We start from the raw sequence: 20,598 nt of genomic DNA on the forward strand, positions 1-20,598 counted from the left end.
CCGCGCCGCAATGCCCCGCCGGGGATGTTCGAACGGGAGATGGGCCGGGCGCTGCGTGCCCGCGGCGACCGCTGGGACCTGCCGCATGAGTTCGTCAGCCTGCACTGGAACGGCCACAAGCTGACGGTCGGCAGTATCAACGTCATCGCCCTGGACGTGCACCCCGACAAGATGCCGGATCTGATCTTTAAGATCGTCGGGGAGGAGAACATGAAGCAGAAGCAGCGGATGGAGCAGGAGGGGATCGCGCCCACGCTGTACGGCTTCATGCTGATCTATGAGGCGCACGCGGCCCGCCACAACCCGCAGACCGCTTCCCCGCTGGAGAACAAGCGGTACGCCCGCGACCGGGTGCAGCGCCGCTTCTACCAGCGGCCCGACGCCGTCGAAATCCGCGCCGCGATGGCCAGCGACATCGAAGGCCGACACTGGACGGCCTCCCAGCGCCGCGACCTGCCCGGCAAAACGCACAAAGTGTTCTACAGCAGCCTGATCAGCCCCACCGAAGCAGACAAAGAACGCGGCCTGCCCGGCGGCGCCTTCACCGCCGCACTGGCGCATGCTGCGGCAGCCACCGGCATGTTCCTGTACGGCGACCGCCTGCCCACCCCCGGCGCCCCCGACGCCGACGTGGTGGACCTGTCCGCCCGCTTCGCCCAGGCCAGCGACCGTGGGTGAGGTCCGCGTCCTCATCACCGCGCCCGCCCTGGCGGAGGCGGTGCGGGCGTTCCTGCACGGCTACGAAAAGATCGGATCCGACGGGACCCGGCGCACCTACCGTGTCGTGCTCAACCAGATGATGGCCGTCTTCGGCGCGGCCACCCCGCTGACCGCGCTGGACGACCCGGCGGCCGGGGAGCGATTCCGCACCTGGTTCCGCACGGCCTTCGCCGACCTGGCGCCGGCCACCCAGGCGCGCAAGCTGGCCACCTTCCAGTCGGCGTTCGGCTGGTGGCACCGCCAGGGGTGGATAGTCACCGACCCCACCAGCGGCCTGTCGCGGCCGTCGATCCCGCGTGACCGCACCCAGGTGCGCACCACCGCCGAAGTCGAAGCGCTGTGGGAGCGCGATGACCTGCCGCTGCGGGAGAAGACCCTGTACCGGATGCTGTATGAGACCGCGGCCCGGGCAGAGGAGATCCTGAGGCTGAACATCGAAGACCTGGACCTGACTGGCAAGCGGGCCAAGGTGCGGCGCAAGGGATCATCCATCGACTGGGTGTACTGGCAGACCGGCACCGCGCGGCTGCTGCCGCGGCTGATCGCCGGCCGGGCCCGGGGGCCGGTGTTCCTGGCCAGTCGCAAACCGCGCACCGCGGTGGCCACCGTGGACCTGTGCCCGGTCACCGGCCGGGCCCGCCTGTCGTACCGGCGGGTGCATGAGGTGATGCAGGTGCTGATCGGCTGTAGCCCGCACGACTTCCGGCGGGCGGCGCTGTCGCACGATGCCGACCGCGGCACCCCGCTGCCGCTGCTGATGGCCCGCAGCGGGCATGCGTCGTTCCGGTCGCTGGAGCCGTACCTGCGGCCCAGTGCTGAGGCGCTGGGCCGGCACGTGGCGGCCTCCGATCCGGCGGCCCGCCGGCGGCCGTGAGCATGGAGGCGTTCAGGGCGTTTCACCGGCTTTCACGGCATGTCATTTCGTGCCGTTTCGTGCCAGCGCTGGCCTGGTGGCCGCGGGTCGGGCAGGCTGGTGGGGGTTCCTCTCCTTGAGGGTTCTGCGGTCCAGGCAGATAGGGCAGGGTCGGCGTTGCGCCGCCCTGCGGCAGGGGTCCGGTGGCGGCAACCGCCGGACCCCTTCTCATTGAAACTGTCGCTAAGTACCTGTACTATTGAGGTAGTTCGGTTCGAGCGAAAACCGACAGTCTTCAGGAGGACCCATGCAGCCCATCGCCGTCCCCGCGTTCACCACCGCCGCCGCCGCGATTGAGCAGGCGCGGATGTACGTGGCCGGCCTGGAGGCCGTGGCCGACTTCGACCACGGCAGCGGCACCACCGACGCCGGAACGGGCATGGAGCCCGCCTTCCGGCTGCTGTCCATCGCGGCGCGCACCTGCCTGGAGCAGGCGCGCACGCTGACCACCGACGACTCCAGCTTCACCAGCGACCTGACCCAGGTCCACCGGTCGCTGGTGTTCGTCAACGAGACGTTCTACCTGGGTATGTCCCACCCGGACCGCTGCCGCCTGGCCAAGCAGCGCGGGTTTGAGTACCCGGAGTTCACGGAGTGGACGCCGCGGGAGAAGCCCGCCTTGGTGTTCGTCCTCAACGACGCCTACCGCTGGGACATCATCGAGAAGATGCGGGTGCAGGCCCGCGCCTACGCCCGCGCCGGACGCCTGGACCAGGCCGTCCAGGTCCTCACCGTCTCCGCGCTGTCCCAGGCGCTGTCGGCGGGCGCCTCAGAACAGGAGGCCAAGGCCGCGATTGAGGAAGCCGCGGCGGAGGGACGGCGGCTGCTGGCCCGCCTGGCGGCCTGACCACCCCAGGGGCCCGGCCGGTGCCGGGCCCCTGCCCCTTCTCCGACCGGGAGGACGTCATGACGGAATCCGGACGCCGGGCCCTGATGCGGGCCTGGGGGTTCAGCATCGCGGTGGCCATCGTCACCGTCCTGGTGGCGATCATCGGCGGGATCGGTTGGATCGCCCTGGCCATCGGGGCGGGCGCCGTCGCCGTCCTGTGGGGCGGCACCTGGTTCGCGCTGCGCGGCAACACCGTCGTCGACCCGCAGGTGCTGGACGCGATGGTCACCCGCGCCAAGGAGCTGCCCCAGGATGTGCGGCTCAACAGCGCCGACGACACCGTGGCGTTGTGGATCACCTGCTCCCCCCTCACCATCGTGATCAAGCGGATGGGGCGCAGCGACTTCGAAGAGATGGTCAGGGAGCTGCGCTCCGGCCAGCCGGTCAGCACGCTGCTGCATGAGGAGTTCACGATCACCGGCCGCCGGTTGATCTCCAGCCGCCGGCACGTGACCGCGATGCGGCTGGACGCCGACGGCCGCCCTCAGCCGGTCGCGCCGCCGCGGGTCTCCGCCTGGGCCACGGTACGGGCTCTGTGGTTTGCCTCCACCCGCAACGTGGAGCTGGTCAGCCCGCAGGAGACCGCCCAGCTGGTCGACCAGGTACTGGCCGCCAACCCTGCTTCATAGGTGCGCAGAGCCGGGAATCCCCCAGCTCTTTTCATGATTGTTTCGCAGGCCCCGGGGAGTCGTCCCCGGGGCCTTGCTGCGCTTCGGCTTCCAGCGCCACGACCACTTCCAGTCGCAGCCCCACCACCTGCACCTGGCCGGCCGGGCAGGGGACCAGCCGGTACTGGTCGGACCGCCAGGCCAGCCGGGCGCCTGCCGCCCTGTCCTGGGAGCGCCAGCACGGCCGCCAGCGCAGGGCGACCGCCGTGATCACCACCGGCGTCAGCGGCCGGTAGCGGGCCAGCGCCATGCAGCCTTCCAGTGTTCGCCGGGCCCGGGCAATGGCCCGGCCCCGCAGGTCGGCGTCGCTCCAGGTTTCCAGATCGATGTATCTACGGGTCACCAGGTCGAGGTATTCGTGGGCCTGCGGGCCGGTGAACGGGTGTGCCGTCATGCCGCGCTGTCGAACGGCCAACGGCCGGCCTGCCCGCTCTCCAGGACGGGGATCAGGGAGAAGGTGGTGTCGCTCAGCCCGCCCATGCTGTAGCGGTTGGTGGTGCCGGCGTCGACGACCGCGCCGGTCTCCCCGCTGGTGTTGAAGCACCACAGCGGCACCGTGCGCGGCACAGCGTCGGTGACGTTGCCGTGGTAGTAGTGGTCGCGCATGCTGGTCTGCTCATCGGTGATGACGATGACGCGGTCGTGGCCGCGGTAGGTGGCGCGGATCGCGGCGGCGATCTGGGTGCCGTGCCCGTAGATGCCGCCGTTGTTGCGCTCCAGGAAGCGCTGGGTGGACTTCAGCACGGACGCGCCGGTCGGCACGTCGTGGTGGAAGGTGGCATCGGCGAAGCCGTGCAGGTCGACCTTGGCGCCGCGGGCGGCTAGGACGACCCCGAACAGGGCGCCGACCATCATGCGGGTCATGGTGGAGTGCTCCGACAGCCGGGAGCGCATGCTGCCGGAGACGTCGACCAGGACCAGGGTGCGGCCTGTCAGGTGCGGGATGTTGCCGACGGAGGCTTCGAACGCGGCCCCCAGCGCGGTCGCCCACCGGTCGGAGGAGACGGCGCTGTAGGCGCTCAGGAAGCGGAAGGGCAGCTGGCGGGAGCGGGCGACCTGGACGGGGTCGGCCAGGCGGGCGGCGACCTTGGCCGCGATGTCGTCCGGGACGTCGGCGCGGTCCAGGTTGGCCAGGTTCTTCAGCAGCGCCATGTAGCCCATGGTCGGCAGGATCATCGCCCATTCGGTGGCGCCCAGCGGTCCTTCCAGCCAGCCGGCCAGCGCCTCATGGGTCATGCCGGCCTCCGCCAGGGTCTTCGTGGCGTTGACGCCGTAGGCACGCAGCAGGGAGCGCCGGTCGGCGACGGGCACCTGCATGAGCCGCTGGCGGGCGCGCAGGATCGGCAGGGTGGCCGGGATGGGGTTGTCGCGGTTGTGACGGCGCTCAATCAGCCACCGGAACAGGTCGCCGGTGGGGGTGCCGCGCAGGTGGGCGTTGCCGTGGGTGGCGTGGGCCGGTTCCACCAGGTCCACCACGTCGCCGAAGCGCACGGCGGCATCGGGGCGGTCCCACTTCAGCGCGGACTTCTCCGTGTACAGCCGCACCACCGCGTCGACCACGCCGCGGCGCAGCGCGATCGGCAGCGTCAAGCCGCGCAGGCGGCGCTCATGGCGGGGGGTGGCGTAGCGGGTCAGGTAGTAGTGGATGATGGCGCCGGGCTCATCGGCGCGCTGGAGGGCGGCGCTGACGGCCTGGCGGACGTGGCCCGGCAGGCCGTTCTCCTGGCGGGTCTTGGCCATCTCCGCGGCGGCCACGATGGCGCCGCTGCGGATGTTGGCGGTGCCGCGCAGGTAGCCAATGAAGGCGGTCAGCCAGGCCGGGTCGCCGACGGCCTGGTCCCGTACCAGGCTGCGGAAGCGCTCAGCGCGCACGTCGGCGCTCTCATAGAAGCTGTCTTCGCCCCAGAAGCTGGTGGTGGCCAGCAGGAACAGCGCGGTCTTGGGGTCGTGGGCGTAGGCCGGGGCGCCCTCATGAGTGGTCGTGGTGGGCGTGGCCGCGGTGACGCGCAGCGGGCCGGCCGGGGTCGGCCGTGGGCCGCTGCGGCGGTCGGAGGGGTTGAGCTTGGACATGCGAAGGGCTCCCATCATCGGTGTCCGGGAGCCCTCAGCTGCCAGCGGGGCCGAATCGGAGTCGGCGGCGGCGGTCTCATAACCAATCAGACCCGGGCCATCCCCTCCGTCGTCAAGGGATCCCGGGTACAGGAATCGAACCTGTGGAAGTAGCCGTCACCTGCATCTCGGCCCCGCTGTGGAGTTGTGGGCCTCCCGAATCGAGGTTGGCGGCGGTGACGGCGCCCCGGCCCGCACGGCCGGGAGCCCATTTCGCAAAAATGGAAGTAACCGTCGCCTGCATCTCGGAAGGCTGGCCCCAGATTACAAGCTAAGTACCTGAACGATGGGAGGCGGAAGTGATGGATGGTTAATCAGATGATCATTTATTGCTTGGGCCCAGGTCACGGGCACCCCATGGGACGAAGGGCTTCAGCGGCGACACACCACCCGCCATCTTCTGTACAGGTACTTAGTGAACGGTGTAGGGTGAGGCGATCACCGGATGAGCGATTCGGCCTCAGGAGAGTCATGGACGTGCACGACCCGCAGGCGGCAGCCCGGGCCTTGGCCTTCACCGCGGTCAAGAACATCCGTCTGCCGGACATCCTCAACCACCTGGGGGTGACCCCCCAGCATTTCGACAGCATCTCTGACACCGATGTGATCCGCGCCGTGGTGACGGATGTGCAGGCCCACCTGGCGCGGATCGCCGACGGGCTGCGCCCGCCGCAGCAGGGCCCGGCCGCCCCCGACGATGACGTGCCGGCCCCTGCGTCGGTCCCGGAGCTGGCGCGCCTGGTGGACTGGCCCGGTTCCACGACGGTGCAGCAGCTGGGCCTCAGTCTTCGTGTCACAAACGTCCTGCTGCGCCAGGGCATCGGCACCCTGCGCCTCCTGCGCACGACGCCGGATGACAGGTTCCAGTCTTTCCCCCAGTTCGGCCCGGCGGGCATCCAGGAGTTACGGGGGGCGCTGATGCGCGCCGCGCAAAGCCCGCGGCCGGGGGCGGCGTCGACAGAGGATGAGGCCAGGCGGTGGCCGGAGAGCGACGACATGGCCGCCCTGGCCCGCGCCATCGACTGGCCCGGCTCCACTGCGGTGCAGCAGCTGGGCCTCAGCCTGCGCGCCACCAACAGCCTGATACGCGCAGGCATCACCATCCTGGATGACCTGCGGACGGCCACCGACGATGAGATCCGGGAGATCCCCCAGTTCGGCCCGGCGGCCGTTGAGGAGTTACAGGAGGCGCTGGCGCGGGCCGCCGACCTCCCGCGGTCGGCGGCGCCGCAGGCAGAGCCCGCCGCCTCCGGGGAGCCGGTGACGCCGCGGCCCCCGGATCCGGTAGGGCCGCCGTTGACCACGGTGCGCGCCCGCATCCTGCGCGCCCTGGTGCGTAACCCGGGCCGCTCCCTGTACGTCTCAGAGATCGTCGCCCTGACCAGGGTGGAGGACAGCAAGGTGCGGGCGGCGCTGAAGGTGTTCGCTGACCAGGGGTGGGTGAACTCCGACCTGGAGGAGGGCAGCGCGCAGGATCTGGGTCGCACCCCGCGCCGCTACTACCGGATCAGCCCGGCTGGGCAGAACGCCTATGCCCATCGCCACCCGGCAGAGGGCCGCCGCCAGCTGAGCCCCTTTGAGGCCGGCCGGGTCGGTGAGGCCTTCCTGGAGCTGGTGCGCAAAGGGCAGACCCAGGCCGATGCGTGCGCCCAGCTGGACATCAGCGTGGCGACCGTGCGGCGCTGGCGCATGAACGACAAAAAATTCGCCGCGCGTTATGAGCAGGCGCGGGAGCAGGGCCGGGAGCAGGGGCGCCTCAGCCGGCGTATCGCGGGCGTGGCTGCGGATCTGGCCCGCGGGGTCGGGATGACCGCGGCGTGTGAGCGCCAGGGCATGATGCCGGGGGAGATGGTGGCGCTGCGGCGCAGCGATGCGGCGGTGGAGGCGCAGATCCAGCAGGCGCTGGAGCAGGGGCGCGCGGCGTGGGGGTCCCCGGAGGCGGTTTCGGCCACTCAGGGGTAGGGCAAGTCCGGCGCTTGCCGCGGTTACGGCGGCCCGTTTTGTTATGTCTGTGAGTTACCTCACCATTACTGCACGCTACCTCTACGCTAAGTACGTGGACAAAGACTTACCGTTCGGATAGGTTGACCCCAGGCAACGCTTGGTAAATCTTATATATACCAGCACTTGACCTGGAGAAACCCCCATGGACACCTCCCTGCGTGCCATCAGCACCACCATCGCCGGACGACCTGAGCGGGTCGCCGACGCCCGCGAATTCGTCGCCGACGCCCTGCGCGGCACCTCCTTCGTCGACGACGCAGTCCTGATGGTGTCGGAGGTTGCGGCCAACGCCGTACGGCACACCGCATCCGGCTGCACCGGCGGCTCCTACACCGTCATCGTCGGCCCCACCGACGACGGAGCCGGATTCCGGGTGGAGGTCCACGACGCCGGCGCCGCCAGCGTGCCCTGCGTCCGACGCGCCCCCGGCGACGCCGACGGCACCAACGGCCGCGGCGTGACCATCATGGACCTGCTGGCCACCCGGTGGGGGTTCGAGCGTGAGGCCGACCAGCACACGGTGGTGTGGTTCGAAGTCCCGCGCTGACAACTTGCCGCCCTATGCTAAGTACCTGTACATTGGGTGGTACGGGAGAGCGACCCGACAGGAGACCCATGTTTGATCACGATGCCCTCTGGCGGCGCATTCCCCGGGGCGTGCGCACCTACATCGACGCCCGGGAACCCTACTTCCACACCGACCCGCCGATGATCCAGGCCGTCATCGGCCGAACCGGCGCCCACCGCAAGGTCATCATCACCCCCGACGGGCCCGGCCGCTACGGCGTGGAAATCGGCCGGATCGACCAGAACAGCTGGCGCTGGCAGCCGGTACGCACCGCCGTCGGCGTGGAGGAGGACTTGGTGGGCGCGACGTTGACCACCCTGTTCGACCAGGCTGGTGACGGCATGCCTCTGCCCGCCGCCCTGGATGCGGCCTACACCGCCATCAGCCCGGCCACCCGGTCGGAGCTGGGCATCACCGCGCCCAGCTCCGACCCGCGCACCCCCGCCCAGTACCTGACCTTCCACCTGGACAGCGGCGCCCTGCCGGGCCGTACCATCCGCATCGACCACCACCCGGCGACCGGCCACTACACCATCAACGTCTACGCCCGCGACGTCGGCGACTACCCCGGCCAGGTCCAGCGCAACTGGGTCGCCCAGATCGCGTCGGTGCGGCTGGAACAGCTGGAGGCCGACGTCATCGCCCTGGCTCAGCAGGCCGTCACCTGGCGGGCGGCATGATGCGCTCCCTGATCCGCCGCCTGCTGGCCGGTGCCCCCATGGCCCACCTGGCCCGCTTCTCCGGCCACCTGGCCCGCGCCGACACCGCCCGCTTCTACTGGCGGCCCCTGCTTTGCGCACGCCGATGGTCGCTGTTCATCATCTGGCGGGCCCACCCCGCCGACCCGCCCGAACCTCTGCCGCCCACCGTGCGCATCAACCCCGACTGGCTGGCCAAGACCGGCCGCGACCTGCCCGCGGACACACTGCTGTACCTGCGCATCCGCGACCGCATCCGCGCCCACACCCAGGACCAGCCCGGCGACCTGAACGCCGCGTCGGCCGCGAACATCGCCGTCGACGCGGTCACTGACTTCCTGGCCGAACGCGGCTGCACCTGCCCCGGCGCCAAGGGGGTGCGCTCCGGTGACTGACCCCTACCGGGCCGTGGCGTGCCGCCGGGCAGCGGTGCTGTTCCGGCACTGGGGACGCGACGACGTCGACGGCGTGATGGCCGTCTTGGAGGAGGCTGACCTTCTCCCCCACGAAAGCGCGGTGAACCTGGTCTTGGGCCTGCTGACCGTCGGCGGGCAGATGGCCGTCGCCGCCACCCACGGCGGCGCCGATGAGGTCGACCGGTACCTGGACCAGACCGTGGTCGCCGCCGCACTGGACGAATCGACTAAAGGTGAGAGATGACGTTCACCATGATGCAGGCGCCGTGGCCGCCGGAGGTCGTCGGCCGCCTCAACGCCTACCAGGCCGTCGGGTTCTTCCACCCCTACACCTGCGGCGGCAACCACGACGGGACGCCCCCGTCCCTGGTGGCCACCCCGGAAGGCTGGGTGTGCCCCGATGCGGGGTGCACCTACACCCAGGACTGGGCACACACCGCGCACGGCGACGGCCGGGCCGCCGCAGAGGCCGACATCCTGGCCGACATGCTGGGCGCCGGCCGCGCCACGGCCGGGGCGGCGGCCACGGCCGAACAGGTCGCCACCATCGTCGGCAGTCACCGCTTCAGCTACGCCAACGAACACGACCTGCACATCGCGCTGGCCGCCATCCTGGCCGACTCCGGCTTCGAAGTGCGCCAGGAGGTGCCGCTGTCGACCGGCGGCCGGATCGACCTGATGACCGGCACGGTCGGCATCGAGGTGAAGGTCAACGGCCGGGCCTCAGAGGTGATGCGGCAGGTGGCCCGCTACGCCGCCTGCCCGGACATCACCGCGCTGGTCCTGATCACCAGCCGCGCCGCCCACCGCACCCTGGACCGCACCATCGGCACCGACGGCACGGTCAACGGCAAGCCGGTCACCATCGTGTGGATCAGCCAGGTGGTCGGATGAGCCGTACCAAGACGTACGGGCTGCTGGTGTTCGGCCCCTACCTGGGCCGCGACACCTGGGGCATCCGCGCCCACCCGCATGTCGCCCTGCGGATCAAGAGGATCTTCCCGCGGGTGGAGCAGTCCCGCACAGGCGACATCTACATCAAGCACACCCCGGAGGTCGCCCGCGACCTGGAGTGGCTGCTGGAGCGCTTCCCGCTGGAGATGAGCGAAGACGTCGCCGTCCGGCTGAAGACCGAAGCCGAAGCGCACCGGGCCACCGAAGAGGTCGTCACCGCGATCCTGGAGGGCTACCGGCCGCCGGATACCTGGCGCGCCCCCGCCCGGCCGGCCCGGCCCTACCAGCAGCAGGCTGCCGACATCGTGCACGCCCGCCGCGGCGGCGTCCTGATCGGCGACCAGGTGGGCCTGGGCAAGACCTACACGTCCCTGCTGGTGCTGCGGGACCCGGCCGCGCTGCCCGCCCTGGTGGTCTGCCCCACCCACCTGCCGGCTCAGTGGCTGCGGGAGCTGGAGGCGACGCTGCCGTGGCTGCGCGGCCACATCATCACCAGCACCAAGCCCTACGACCCGACGGCCCGGCGCGGTTCCGACGGCCGCCAACCGGACGTGTGGATCACCACGTACTCCAAGCTGGCCGGGTGGGCGCACCACCTGCACGGCAAGATCAAAACACTGATCTTCGATGAGGTGCAGGAGCTGCGCACCGGCACCGCCACCAACAAGGGCCGGGCCGCGGCCCTGCTGGCCGAAGGCACGCTGTACCGGGCCGGGTTGAGCGCGACGCCGGTCTACAACTACGGCGATGAGGCCTGGGAGATCTACGACATCCTGGCGCCCGGCGCCCTGGGATCCAGGGATGAATTCCTGCGCGAATGGGGCGGCGGCCAGCGTGGCATGAACGACCGGCACGTGAAGGTCGCCAATCCGCGGGCGCTGGGCACTTACCTGCGCGACACCGGCTTGATGGTGGCCCGCACCCGCGCCGAAGTCGGCCGCCAGCTCCCGGAGCCGACCCGCGTCACCCAGGACGTCATCGCCGACCACGCGGTCATCGACCGCGTCGCCGGGGACGTCGAAGCCATGGCCCAGCTGCTGCTGTCGCCCGACAGCGACCCCAAGGAGCGCTGGAGCGCGGCCGGGCAGATCGACTGGCGGATGCGGGAGGCCACCGGCATCGCCAAGGCCCCCTACGTGGCCGAATTCGTGCGGCTGCTGCTGGAGTCCGAACGGCGGGTGGTGCTGTGGGGCTGGCACCGGGCGGTCTACGACATCTGGCTGGAGAAGCTGAAGGCGTTCCAGCCGGTGCTCTACACCGGCAGTGAGAGCGCGGCCGGTAAGGCGCGCAGTGCCCAGGAGTTCATCGACGGCCGCTCCCGGGTGCTGATCATGTCGTTGCGGTCCGGTGCCGGCCTGGACGGCCTTCAGGGCGTGTGTTCGGTCGGCGTGTTCGGGGAGCTGGACTGGTCACCGGGCGTGCATTCCCAGTGCGAAGGCCGCCTGGCCCGCGAAGGCCAGGAAAACCAGGTGCTGACCTACTTCATGCTGTCCGACGATGGCACCGACCCGCTGATGGCGGAGACGCTGAACCTGAAATCCGGCCAGGCAGAGCCGATCGTGAACCCGGACGCAGCGACGTTCGCCCCCGTCGTCGGAGACGTCGACCGGGCCCGCGCCCTGGCCGCCGACGTGCTGGCCCGGGTCCGCCGCCGGGCCGGGCAGCTCACCCTTCCCTAGGCGCGACGCTAACGCACCGGATCCGCCACGGTGGGCCGGTGCGTTCGCCTTTTCCAGTGCAAACTCGCACGAGCACCTTGTCCACGATGCTAAGTACCTGTACTTTGGAGGTGTCGGGAGAGCGACCCGACAGTCAGGAGAACGACCGTGGACACTGCTGCGCGCCGCGCTGCCTTGAAAGCCCTCATCGACACCGCGCCCGTCACCCTGGAGGGCCTGCTGACCGACCTGCGCCGCATCTGGGGCCATGTCCCCGGCGCCGCCGAACAGCAGATGTCGGCCGCACTGCGCGCTCTGGGCCGCCCGAACATCACCCCGGAGCAGGCCCAGACGATCGCCCAGCAGGGCGTCATCCAGATCAGCCCGACCGATGCCACCCTGCTGAAGCTGTGGTCAGAGGTCAGCTACTGGGCCGACCAGCTGGACGCGGTGGAGGAAGGCACCTTCGACACCTCCGGCATGTTCACCGATGACGGCGACGGCCACTACGGCGCGCTGGACGTCGAAGGCTGGCACGCCGAATGCGTGCGCAGCCTGAACGACGCCCTGAACGCCGCCGCCGCCCACGTTCTCCCGATCACCGCCACGACCGCGAAGGTCGCGTGAGAAGGAGATGCCCATGCCCATCAACACCGACGGCCTGCCCCCCACGGCCGTCCTGGCCATCCACCAGCAGGTCGCGCGCACCCTGCGCGACCCACTGGACGCCGCCCGCGTCCAGGAGACCGCCGACCAGCTGCGGCGCACCGCCCGCCAGGCGCGGCAGGAGGTCCCCGCCTCATGACCACCACCCACGCCCCCACCGCCACCGTGCAGATCGACGCAGGCCTACTGGCCGCGCTGATCGAAAGGGCGGCGCACATCACCGTCCGGGTCGACCCCATCGACTTGGCCCGCGCCGGCCAGGCCACCGACGGCCGGGTGATCTGGCCCTGCCGCTCCGACTGCCCGGTCTGCTGGGCCCAGGCGCGCCTGGAGGAGGCGACGGCCGGGTGAACCGCTCCCCCCGCGACTCCGGCATCGGCATCGGCCTGTGCCTGGCCCTGGTCAAGGTCACCCTCGCCATCGCAGTAGTGGCCACCGTCGTGCTGGCCATCGTCGTGTTCGTCCTCACCTAGAAAGGGATCTTGCATGCGTATCGTCTACGGCAACCTGCCGCCGGAGGAGACGCCGTCCGGGCAGCAGAGCGTGGCGTTCACGCTGCTGCCCGACGGCGCCTACGCCCCCGGGGAGCGGGTGCAGGCCGTGCCGGCGGAGACCCGGGCCGACGACCCGGCGGTGTGGGCGGACGCCACGGTCGTGCGCCCCGCCCACGGCGACGACGGCGACTTCTACGTCATCCGCTTCGACGACCCGCTCTACCGCAACCACCCGCTGTCGCGCCAGGACGGCACCCGCATCTGCGCCGCCGCGCAGCTGCGCCCGCTCATCACCGACACCGCCAAGGAGGGCGCGTGAAGTTCATCGCCGACCAGCAGTCCCTGTCGGCCGCTGCGGCCTGGGTCGCCAAGGCCCTGCCCAACCGGCCGACCGCTCCGATCCTGGGCGCCATGAAGGTCACCGTGCGCCCGGATGCGGTGACGCTGGCCGCCTTCGACTACGACGTCTCCCTGACCACGACCGTGGAGGTGATGACCGGCGATTCGGGCACCTTCGCCGTGCCCGGCGGCCCGCTGCGGGAGATGCTGGCCTCCCTGCCACACGGGCAGGTCCAGGTCGACGTGGACACCGCCCGGGCCACGCTGCGCTGCGGCGGCGCGGTCTTCACCCTGCCGCTGATGCCGGTGGAGGACTACCCGGCCCTGCCGGAGGTCCCCGCCCCGGACGGGCACTTCCCCGGCCAGGCGTTCGCCCAAGCCGCAACCCAGACCAAGTGCGCCACCTCCCGCGACGAAACGGTGCCGATCCTGTGCGCGGTCCGCATCGACGTCACCGGCCGCCGGGGCGCCCTGGCCGCCACCGACCGCTACCGGCTGACCTGCCGGCGCCTGGAGTGGACTCCGGCCGCCGATCCGGTCACCTACGGCCTGCTGGTGCGGGTCCCGGCGCTGGAGGCGGTGTGCGCCGCGATCGGCTCCAGCGCCAACCCGGTGCAGATGGCGGCCGTGCGCAACCTCAACGGCGACGCGAGCATGGTCGCCTTCACCGTCGATGAGCGCATCATCACCTGCCGGGTCATCGATGAGGCCTACATCAAGTACGAAGAGCGGCTGGCCGACATCGGCGAGCGCGACCACAGCACGGAGGTCATGGTGGAGGTCGCGCCGCTGACCGCCGCGGTCAAGCGGGCTTCCCTGGTGTTGTCCCGCAACCAGCCCGTAAAGATCGCCGTGGGCGATGAGACGATCGGCGTGCAGGCCGCCGGCGATGACTCCCAGCTGGCCGAACCGCTGGCCGCCCACACCCGGGGTGAGCACATCACCGTCGCGATCAACCACGCGTACCTGCTGGACGCCCTGGCGGCCATGCCGACGGAGGAAGTGCGCATGCAGTTCGGCAAGGCGACGCAGCCGATCATGTGTCGGCCGGTCGGCGGTACCGACTACCGGCACGTGCTGATGCCGATCCGGCTGGCGTAGGCGGCGCCATGGTCAACATCACCACGATCTCCTGGACCGACTTCACCATCAACTTCGGCGGCGGCTGCAAGAAGGTCTCCGAAGGCTGCGATAACTGCTACAGCGAACGCGGCGACCGCCGCTGGGGCCGGGACTTCACCGTCGTACGGCGCCGCCCGCAGGCCTTCGCCGACATGTTCGCCCTGTCCCGCAAGATCGGCGACGGTCACGCCAAGGTGTTCCTGAACTCCATGACCGACACCTTCCACCCCTTCTACGACGACGACTACATCGCGGAGCTGCTGACGGTGGCGGCGCTGACGCCGAACCTGACCTACCAGATCCTGACCAAGCGGTACTCACGCCTGCGCACCTTCCTAACCGACGCCTGCCGGTGCAAGGGCGGGCATCAGCCGGGCGTGCACCTGAAGTCGAAGATGGCCGACATCGCCCGCAAGTACGCGCGCAAGCGGCCAGACCTGGACAACATCAGTCACCACGTCTACTTCGATGTGCCCTACCCGCTGCCCAACGTGTGGTTCGGGGTCTCGGCGGAGACCCAGTACTGGGCCGATCGGCGTATCCCCAGCCTGCTGAGCACCCCGGCCGCCGTCCGGTTCGTGTCGGCCGAACCGCTGCTGGGGCCGATCCACCTCAACATGTGCAACTACTGGGCCCCGCCCCACATGGAGGGCTTTCCGGGGGCGCATAACCCGCTCACGGGTGAATGGTGGCCGGCCGTCGGCAACGCGGAGGAGGAGTACGCCAACCGGGTGACCGACCAGCCGCGCATCGACTGGGTCATCGTCGGCGGAGAGTCGGGCTTCGGCGACAGCTACCGTCCGATGGATCTGACCTGGGCCCGCGACGTCGTCGCCCAGTGCCAGGAAGCCGGCACCGCGGTGTTCGTCAAGCAACTGGGCACCGCGCAGGCCCAGCGCCTTGGCCTGGCCGACTTCAAGGGGGAGAAGTGGGGGCAATGGCCGTCGGACCTGGACGACCTGCGGATCCGCCAGTTCCCCACTCCCCTACTCAACCGCTAAGTATGTGTACGCTGGGCACGGCCCGGCCGGACAGGAGGACCTGATGGGACAGCCTGCACTACCGAACCTGCGCGTAACGCGCCTGATGTGCCTATCGGAACAGGACGCCGCCGCGGTGGCGGCCAAGGTGGCCGAATACGTCGGCGACCGCGCCGGGCCCGACCACACCGTGGTCGCCGACGGCCACGCGGTGGAAATCACCTACTTCGACAAGCGGTTCCCGCTGGACGTGGCCGACATGGCCGCCGAAGAGCAGCACGCCTCCGACGACGCGGCGGCGCGGGTGATCGCCAGCCTATGACCGCACGTACACCGCGGCGCCGGCAGGGACCGTTCTGCCGGCGCCGCATCACGACAAGGGGGAAGTGTCGATGCGCGTTCCGGTGACCGCTGAGCAGGTCAACAGCCAGGTGGTGGAGGTCCGCCATAATCTGGGCTCCAGCGCGGTGCAGGTCACCTGCTACCGATCCGACGGAGATGAGGTCGGCTACCTGGCGGCCGTCCCGATCACCTCCGACATCGTCGAAGTCATGGTCGTGCCCGGGTCCGGCGTGGCGGAAATTGAGGTCGTCACGGCTGATGCACCTGCCGCCAACCAGGCATCATCGTGACGCCACCTATTGTGACAACGCTAACCACCTGTACAATCTGAATCGAGATCGAAGGAGCGAGCGATCTGAGACAGGAGGGAGAGGATCGACCCATGACCACTGAGAACATGACCGTCACTGTCGACCCGTCCCGGTTTGAGGGACTGGCCGATGAGGACAAGCTGAACGCTCACCCGCCCACCCGGGCGAAGCTGGAGGCCATCGACGACCCGTGGGAGCGGTACGTCAAGGCGTGTGAGATCGCCAACGACAACTACCGGTACGGGGAGAAGGTGACCGCACTGCGCACGGAGCGCGATGTGGCCTTCCGGGTGCTGCACCAGGTGCACAAGGTGGCGAAGATGGCCATTGCGCGGGAGATCACGCCCCGGGAGATGGCCCGCCAGGGCAAGTCGGCCGACCGGCGGCTGCTGGAGTCGGCCATGCAGGTCGCCAACGAAGGAAGCGCCGCCGTCATGCCGGAGTGGAGCCGGGATGAGGCCATCACCATCGCCCGCAAGAACCACCTGGCGATGCTGAAGTGTGAGGCGGTCGCCACCACGGCGCGGGAGTTCCGCCGCGTGCTGATCATCGAGTGGACTGGCGGCAAGTACGGCACCTCCCGGTCCAACGCTGACCTGGCGCGGGCCGCGGACATCTCCACCGCGGCGCTGGCGCAGATCCGCACGGGGAAAATCAACGCCCCGGCCGCGGTCCGCAAGCAGCGTCGCAAGAAGGACAAGGGCGACGCCGGCACCGACGCCGGCACCGACGCGGGAACCGCCGGCGACGACGCCCCGGTGGCCGTCAGCGCTTGACGGCCACCTCTTTCGGCCGCGGTGCGGCGCAGATGAGCGAACAGGCGCTGGAGCCCTCCAGCGCCTTCTTCGTGCCCGCCTGCCGGTAGCGCGCGACATAAGGCCCTTCCGACCGTCATGGTGACCGGCATGGGCGAGGTGATCTCTATCGGTCGGGCACGTCAGGCGCGCGTCGAACGCCGCCTGGCGCTGGCTGAGCATGCGGTGATGCACCCGTCCCTGCGGTGGGTGACCGGCAATGACGACCAGGTGGCCCACCGCCGCCACAGCGACGGCGGCACCATCTGCGGTGCGGCCGGCCCGCTGCTGCTGGCACCCACCGGCGCCAACCGGTGCCCGCACTGCTACAGCCTCCCGGGAACAGGGTGAGCGCGGTCGCTGAGGCGGTCCGGCACCGGTCCCCGGGGCGGTCCAAGGAAGCCGCGCGGCTGTTCCATGACCTGAAGGCGGCGCCGATCCGCCAGCGGCGCCGGTTCCTGGCCAGCCTGGACCGGGCCGACCTGCGCCAGGTCCTGACGGTGGCCGCCCGCGAAGGCGGCACGCCGTACTGCCTGTGGGAAGACGACCCGGTCGGCTTCGTCACCGACGTGCTGCGGGAGAACACCTGGAGCAAGCCCCGGGAGATCCTGTCGGCACTCCCCCACCACAACAAGATCGCCGTTCCCAGCTGCTTCGCCAGCGGCAAGTGCGTAGCGTGGAACGAGATGATTCAGCTTGCCGATGGCTCTGTGGTACGTGCCGCTGACCTGGTCGGCACGACCTTCCACATGATCGGCTGGCAGGAGGACGGCACGCAGACCGTCCGCCGTGCCACAGCCGAATGGAACGCCTATGAGCCGGTGTTCCGCATCACCACCGACAGCGGGCGCACCGTCGTCCGCAACGGCGCCCACCCGTTCTGGGTGGCCACGGCCGAACGCAAGGCCCGCCCCCGGTGCGGCAACGGCAGCATCAGCTCCGGCCTGATCCCGCAGGTGCGCGGCTGGACCCCATTGCGGGACATCGTCGCCGACCGTGACCTGGTCCTGGTGCCTGAGCATGTGGAAACGGTCGGCGATGCCCGCTGGCCGGAGGGGCACGCCGCGATGCTGGGCTACCTGCTGGGCGATGGCGGCACCACCACCAACATCGGGTTCTCCCAGATGCCCGGCCCGGCCCTGGATGAGTTCTTGGCCCTGACGGAGAAGCTGGGCTGTCGCGCGACGCTCAAGAAACGCGCCCCCGGCAACGAACGCAAACACGTGGAACTGGAGGTCGTCGGCACGCAGGCCGGCCGTAACCCGGTGCGTGACCTGGCCCGCCGGTGGGGCATCTTGGGCTGCAAGGCCGTAGACAAGCGCATCCCCGATGAAGCCTGGCGGCTGCACCCGGACGAACTGGCCGCCATCGCGGGCCGCCTGTTCTCCTGTGACGGCTACGTGCACGTACGCACGGAGGCGACCATCCGGGGGGAGAAGAAGCCGCGCAATGAGGCGTACATCTCCTTGGAGGTCAACAACGAAGGGCTGGTGCGTGACTTCCAACGGCTGATGATCCGCCTAGGCGTGCCCGGCGTCGTCTCCGCCACGCAGCAGAAGATGTGGAACGGCAACCCGTTCCGGACCTGGAAGTGGGTCATCAACTCCGCCCGGGACATCGCGCGCTTCGCGGAGGTGATCGACGCCCCCGCGAAGAACGAGAAGATTCGGCAGGCCGTTGAGGTGGCGTCCTTGCGGAAGGCCCACCGGACGTGGCGGTGGCGCAACGCCCCGGCCGGGTACCGGTGGGAGGTCGTCAAGAGCGTCGAACAGCTGCCCGATGAGCGCACGGTGGCGATCGAGGTGGATATCGATCACACGTGGGTGGATCTGTTTGTGGAGCACAACACCTGGACCGCCAGTCGGGCGTTGTTGTGGTTCGCGCTGACCCGCCCGCCCGGCCAGGTGCAGGTCATCACCATGGCGCCGACCTGGCGGCAGGTGGCCAGGTTGTTGTGGACGGAGGTGCGGTTCGCGCACGGCCGGGCCAGCCTGCCGGGCACGGTCGACATGGTGCAGATGAAGCTGCCGATGTTCGACGGTCACGATGAGGTGGTCGCCTACGGCCTGTCGGGGGCGCCGACCAACGAACACGGGGTGCAGGGCATCCACAAGCAGGAGTTGCTGCTGATCGTCGATGAGGCGGGCGGCATCTCCCATGTGATCGGCAACAACCTGCGGGGCATGACGTCCACGGACGGCAGCCACATGCTGGCGATCGGCAACCCGCCCAGCGACGAAGAAGGATCATGGTTTGAGGGGTTGTGCAGCCGCCCGGAAGAGGCGCTGTGCATCCCGATCTCCGCCTTCGACACCCCGGGTGCCTCCGGCGAAGACGCGCCCGTCTGCCGGACCTGCCTGGGCACCGTCGCTCCTCACAAGGTCACCAAGCATCTGGTCAAGCCGTCGTGGATCACTGAGACGATCGCCGAACACGGCGAAGACAGCGCCTACGTCCAGTCCAAGGTCTACGCGCGCTTTCCGCGGGGCGGCCCAAACCGGGTCTTGCCGTCGGTGTGGGTGGATGAGGCGGCCACGTCGGCCGAACCCGACGATGACGACTACGTGCCGCTGCCGGCGCTGGGCCTGGCCGATGAGAGCGGCACCTGGATGGTCAGACGGCGCGCCTGGATCCGGCTGGGTGTCGATGTGGCCTCCGACGGCGGTGATGAGCTGGTCATCGCCCGCTGTGTCGGGGACCTGCTGACGATCCAGCACACCTCCGCAGGTTCTGCCAACGCCAACCAGGTCGACGTGGCCGGGCAGGTGTTGGCGGAGATTCGCAAGGCCGAAGCGCTGCGGGCCGCGCTGGGCACCCGTGATCCCATCCGGGTGAAGGTCGACGCCATCGGCCTGGGCTGGGGTGTGGTCTCCACCTTGCAGCGGTGGGGTGAGGAGGGCGTGCACGACGCCGAGATCGTGGGGGTGGACGTGTCGGAGGGCACCGACCGGGAGCCCGACGGGGAGACGCTGAAGCCGAACCTGAAGAGGGATGAGATGTGGCTGGCGATGCGGGCCCTGCTGCGGCCCACAGGCCACGGCCAGCAACTGCGGCTACGGGTCGATGCCCGCACCCTGGCGCAGCTGCGCTCCCCCCTCATGGGCACCAACTCCGGCGGCAAGACTGTGGTGGAGTCGAAGAAGAAGATGCGCCTTCGCGGGCTGAGCAGCCCGGACCGCGCTGAAGCGGCCCTGCTGTCGGTCTATGAGCCGGCGCCGCCGAAGACGAAGAAGAAGCGGGCCCGCGTGATCGCGTAGCGGCGGCGTTCGTACCCGGGTCCGAAACGACACGCCGACCGTACCCGCCCGCACCGATCATGAGGTGGGTGGAGCGGACTAGCGTGGACATACCACCCACCTCCTACCGCGGCGCCCCGGCCATCCCGCCACCAGCCGAAGCGCCGACGGCCGCCCTGCCCACCCCGGGGGCCACCCTTCACCGCCTGATGGCGGGCGGTGAGAACCGAACCGGTTCCGGGGATGCACGCGCCTGGCGTGCCGCACCATCCCCGGCTTCGCGCAATGCCAGGGGGATCGCATGCCGTTGCCGGAATATTCACCCACGCATGTCTGGGTCGGGGCCGCCACCGTGCCCATCACCCAGCGCAAGGTGCGCCGGGCCTATCTGCGCCAGTCGGTGCGGACGGTCAAGGACACCAAAATCACGATTCTGGAGATCTACTGCGAGCAGTGCCGGCGGCCCTACGACGACGTCCAGGATGAGCTGTGCAGCGCCGCCCAGTCCAGCAAGCACCTGAAGGGCGGCCCAATCGGAGTGCGCCAGAAGCGGGCCCACTACAAGCACAACTGCGCGTTGTTGGGCTGTGACCTGTCGTCGGCCGATGACGACGCGGAAGAGCCGTCGCTGTTCGACGACCACGACGACCAGCCGGAGGAGGAGATCGGGCAGGAGGCGGTGTAATCCAGGCCGCGACCTAAGGCAATCGGGCCCCC

General features: G+C 69.9%; 26 protein-coding genes. 24 read left to right on the forward strand and 2 right to left on the reverse strand.

Going from position 1 to position 20,598, the window contains the following annotated elements; genetic code table 11:
• The first annotated feature begins 24 nt into the window (after nt 1-24).
• From Psi01_RS30055 to Psi01_RS30070, 4 genes are all read left to right on the forward strand, one after another.
• Nucleotides 25-678: a hypothetical protein gene (locus tag Psi01_RS30055; RefSeq protein WP_204067488.1), complete on the forward strand. Its 654-nt coding sequence runs from the start codon at nt 25-27 to the stop codon at nt 676-678.
• Nucleotides 671-1,594 carry a tyrosine-type recombinase/integrase gene (locus tag Psi01_RS30060; protein ID WP_204067489.1) on the forward strand — a complete coding sequence of 308 codons (924 nt, stop codon included), beginning with the start codon at nt 671-673 and terminating at the stop codon, nt 1,592-1,594. The genes Psi01_RS30055 and Psi01_RS30060 overlap by 8 nt, the downstream gene beginning before the upstream one ends.
• 286 nt (nt 1,595-1,880) lie before the next feature.
• Nucleotides 1,881-2,480, forward strand: coding sequence for a hypothetical protein (locus Psi01_RS30065; protein ID WP_204067490.1), 600 nt, complete (start codon nt 1,881-1,883; stop codon nt 2,478-2,480).
• Nucleotides 2,481-2,539: 59 nt separating this feature from the next.
• Nucleotides 2,540-3,151 (forward strand): hypothetical protein, encoded by a 612-nt coding sequence (locus tag Psi01_RS30070; RefSeq protein ID WP_204067491.1) that lies wholly within the window; start codon nt 2,540-2,542, stop codon nt 3,149-3,151.
• A 31-nt stretch (nt 3,152-3,182) separates the two neighbouring features.
• Here the strand turns inward: Psi01_RS30070 and Psi01_RS30075 are convergent, their stop codons facing one another.
• Nucleotides 3,183-3,584 (reverse strand): hypothetical protein, encoded by a 402-nt coding sequence (locus Psi01_RS30075; RefSeq protein WP_204067492.1) that lies wholly within the window; start codon nt 3,582-3,584, stop codon nt 3,183-3,185.
• Nucleotides 3,581-5,260, reverse strand: coding sequence for a TROVE domain-containing protein (locus Psi01_RS30080; RefSeq protein ID WP_204067493.1), 1,680 nt, complete (start codon nt 5,258-5,260; stop codon nt 3,581-3,583). The genes Psi01_RS30075 and Psi01_RS30080 overlap by 4 nt, the downstream gene beginning before the upstream one ends.
• 510 nt (nt 5,261-5,770) lie before the next feature.
• On the opposite strand from Psi01_RS30080, the gene Psi01_RS30085 reads away from it, so the two are divergent.
• The 20 genes from Psi01_RS30085 (at nt 5,771) to Psi01_RS30175 (ending at nt 20,566) form a co-directional block, all read left to right on the forward strand.
• A complete protein-coding gene (locus tag Psi01_RS30085; protein ID WP_204067494.1) occupies nt 5,771-7,261 on the forward strand; it encodes a DNA-directed RNA polymerase subunit alpha C-terminal domain-containing protein in 1,491 nt (496 codons plus the stop codon).
• Between the two features lie 184 nt (nt 7,262-7,445).
• Nucleotides 7,446-7,850 (forward strand): ATP-binding protein, encoded by a 405-nt coding sequence (locus Psi01_RS30090; RefSeq protein WP_204067495.1) that lies wholly within the window; start codon nt 7,446-7,448, stop codon nt 7,848-7,850.
• A 68-nt stretch (nt 7,851-7,918) separates the two neighbouring features.
• Nucleotides 7,919-8,551 (forward strand): hypothetical protein, encoded by a 633-nt coding sequence (locus tag Psi01_RS30095; protein ID WP_204067496.1) that lies wholly within the window; start codon nt 7,919-7,921, stop codon nt 8,549-8,551.
• Nucleotides 8,548-8,964, forward strand: coding sequence for a hypothetical protein (locus tag Psi01_RS30100; protein WP_204067497.1), 417 nt, complete (start codon nt 8,548-8,550; stop codon nt 8,962-8,964). Before Psi01_RS30095 ends, Psi01_RS30100 begins: the two co-directional genes overlap by 4 nt.
• Nucleotides 8,957-9,229 (forward strand): hypothetical protein, encoded by a 273-nt coding sequence (locus Psi01_RS30105; protein WP_204067498.1) that lies wholly within the window; start codon nt 8,957-8,959, stop codon nt 9,227-9,229. The genes Psi01_RS30100 and Psi01_RS30105 overlap by 8 nt, the downstream gene beginning before the upstream one ends.
• Entirely contained in the window at nt 9,226-9,879 is a 654-nt protein-coding gene (locus Psi01_RS30110) for a PDDEXK family nuclease (RefSeq protein WP_204067499.1), read from the forward strand. The genes Psi01_RS30105 and Psi01_RS30110 overlap by 4 nt, the downstream gene beginning before the upstream one ends.
• Entirely contained in the window at nt 9,876-11,618 is a 1,743-nt protein-coding gene (locus tag Psi01_RS30115) for an SNF2-related protein (RefSeq protein WP_204067500.1), read from the forward strand. The genes Psi01_RS30110 and Psi01_RS30115 overlap by 4 nt, the downstream gene beginning before the upstream one ends.
• 147 nt (nt 11,619-11,765) lie before the next feature.
• Nucleotides 11,766-12,224 (forward strand): hypothetical protein, encoded by a 459-nt coding sequence (locus tag Psi01_RS30120; RefSeq protein WP_204067501.1) that lies wholly within the window; start codon nt 11,766-11,768, stop codon nt 12,222-12,224.
• 13 nt (nt 12,225-12,237) lie between these two features.
• Nucleotides 12,238-12,402: a hypothetical protein gene (locus Psi01_RS30125; RefSeq protein ID WP_204067502.1), complete on the forward strand. Its 165-nt coding sequence runs from the start codon at nt 12,238-12,240 to the stop codon at nt 12,400-12,402.
• Nucleotides 12,399-12,614, forward strand: a complete 216-nt coding sequence (locus Psi01_RS30130; RefSeq protein WP_204067503.1) for a hypothetical protein — start codon at nt 12,399-12,401, stop codon at nt 12,612-12,614. The genes Psi01_RS30125 and Psi01_RS30130 overlap by 4 nt, the downstream gene beginning before the upstream one ends.
• On the forward strand, nt 12,611-12,736 hold the full coding sequence (locus Psi01_RS44205) for a hypothetical protein (protein ID WP_275424610.1): 126 nt from the start codon (nt 12,611-12,613) through the stop codon (nt 12,734-12,736). Before Psi01_RS30130 ends, Psi01_RS44205 begins: the two co-directional genes overlap by 4 nt.
• A gap of 13 nt (nt 12,737-12,749) precedes the next feature.
• Nucleotides 12,750-13,076, forward strand: a complete 327-nt coding sequence (locus Psi01_RS30135) for a hypothetical protein (RefSeq protein ID WP_204067504.1) — start codon at nt 12,750-12,752, stop codon at nt 13,074-13,076.
• On the forward strand, nt 13,073-14,197 hold the full coding sequence (gene dnaN / locus Psi01_RS30140) for a DNA polymerase III subunit beta (RefSeq protein ID WP_204067505.1): 1,125 nt from the start codon (nt 13,073-13,075) through the stop codon (nt 14,195-14,197). Before Psi01_RS30135 ends, dnaN begins: the two co-directional genes overlap by 4 nt.
• Nucleotides 14,198-14,205: 8 nt before the next feature.
• Nucleotides 14,206-15,219, forward strand: a complete 1,014-nt coding sequence (locus Psi01_RS30145; protein ID WP_204067506.1) for a DUF5131 family protein — start codon at nt 14,206-14,208, stop codon at nt 15,217-15,219.
• 85 nt (nt 15,220-15,304) lie between these two features.
• Nucleotides 15,305-15,520, forward strand: coding sequence for a hypothetical protein (locus Psi01_RS30150; RefSeq protein WP_204067507.1), 216 nt, complete (start codon nt 15,305-15,307; stop codon nt 15,518-15,520).
• 70 nt (nt 15,521-15,590) lie between these two features.
• Nucleotides 15,591-15,830, forward strand: a complete 240-nt coding sequence (locus Psi01_RS30155; protein WP_204067508.1) for a hypothetical protein — start codon at nt 15,591-15,593, stop codon at nt 15,828-15,830.
• Nucleotides 15,831-15,922: 92 nt separating this feature from the next.
• Nucleotides 15,923-16,627, forward strand: coding sequence for a hypothetical protein (locus Psi01_RS30160; protein ID WP_204067509.1), 705 nt, complete (start codon nt 15,923-15,925; stop codon nt 16,625-16,627).
• Between the two features lie 129 nt (nt 16,628-16,756).
• A complete protein-coding gene (locus Psi01_RS30165; protein WP_204067510.1) occupies nt 16,757-16,996 on the forward strand; it encodes a hypothetical protein in 240 nt (79 codons plus the stop codon).
• The gene (locus tag Psi01_RS30170) at nt 16,993-19,902 is read left to right on the forward strand and encodes an LAGLIDADG family homing endonuclease (RefSeq protein WP_204067511.1); all 2,910 of its coding nucleotides are present in this window, start codon (nt 16,993-16,995) and stop codon (nt 19,900-19,902) included. The genes Psi01_RS30165 and Psi01_RS30170 overlap by 4 nt, the downstream gene beginning before the upstream one ends.
• A gap of 286 nt (nt 19,903-20,188) precedes the next feature.
• Nucleotides 20,189-20,566 carry a hypothetical protein gene (locus Psi01_RS30175; RefSeq protein ID WP_204067512.1) on the forward strand — a complete coding sequence of 126 codons (378 nt, stop codon included), beginning with the start codon at nt 20,189-20,191 and terminating at the stop codon, nt 20,564-20,566.
• Nucleotides 20,567-20,598: the final 32 nt, after the last annotated feature.

This window comes from Paraplanobispora siamensis, from assembly GCF_016863175.1.
Lineage (GTDB): Bacteria > Actinomycetota > Actinomycetes > Streptosporangiales > Streptosporangiaceae > Planobispora > Planobispora siamensis.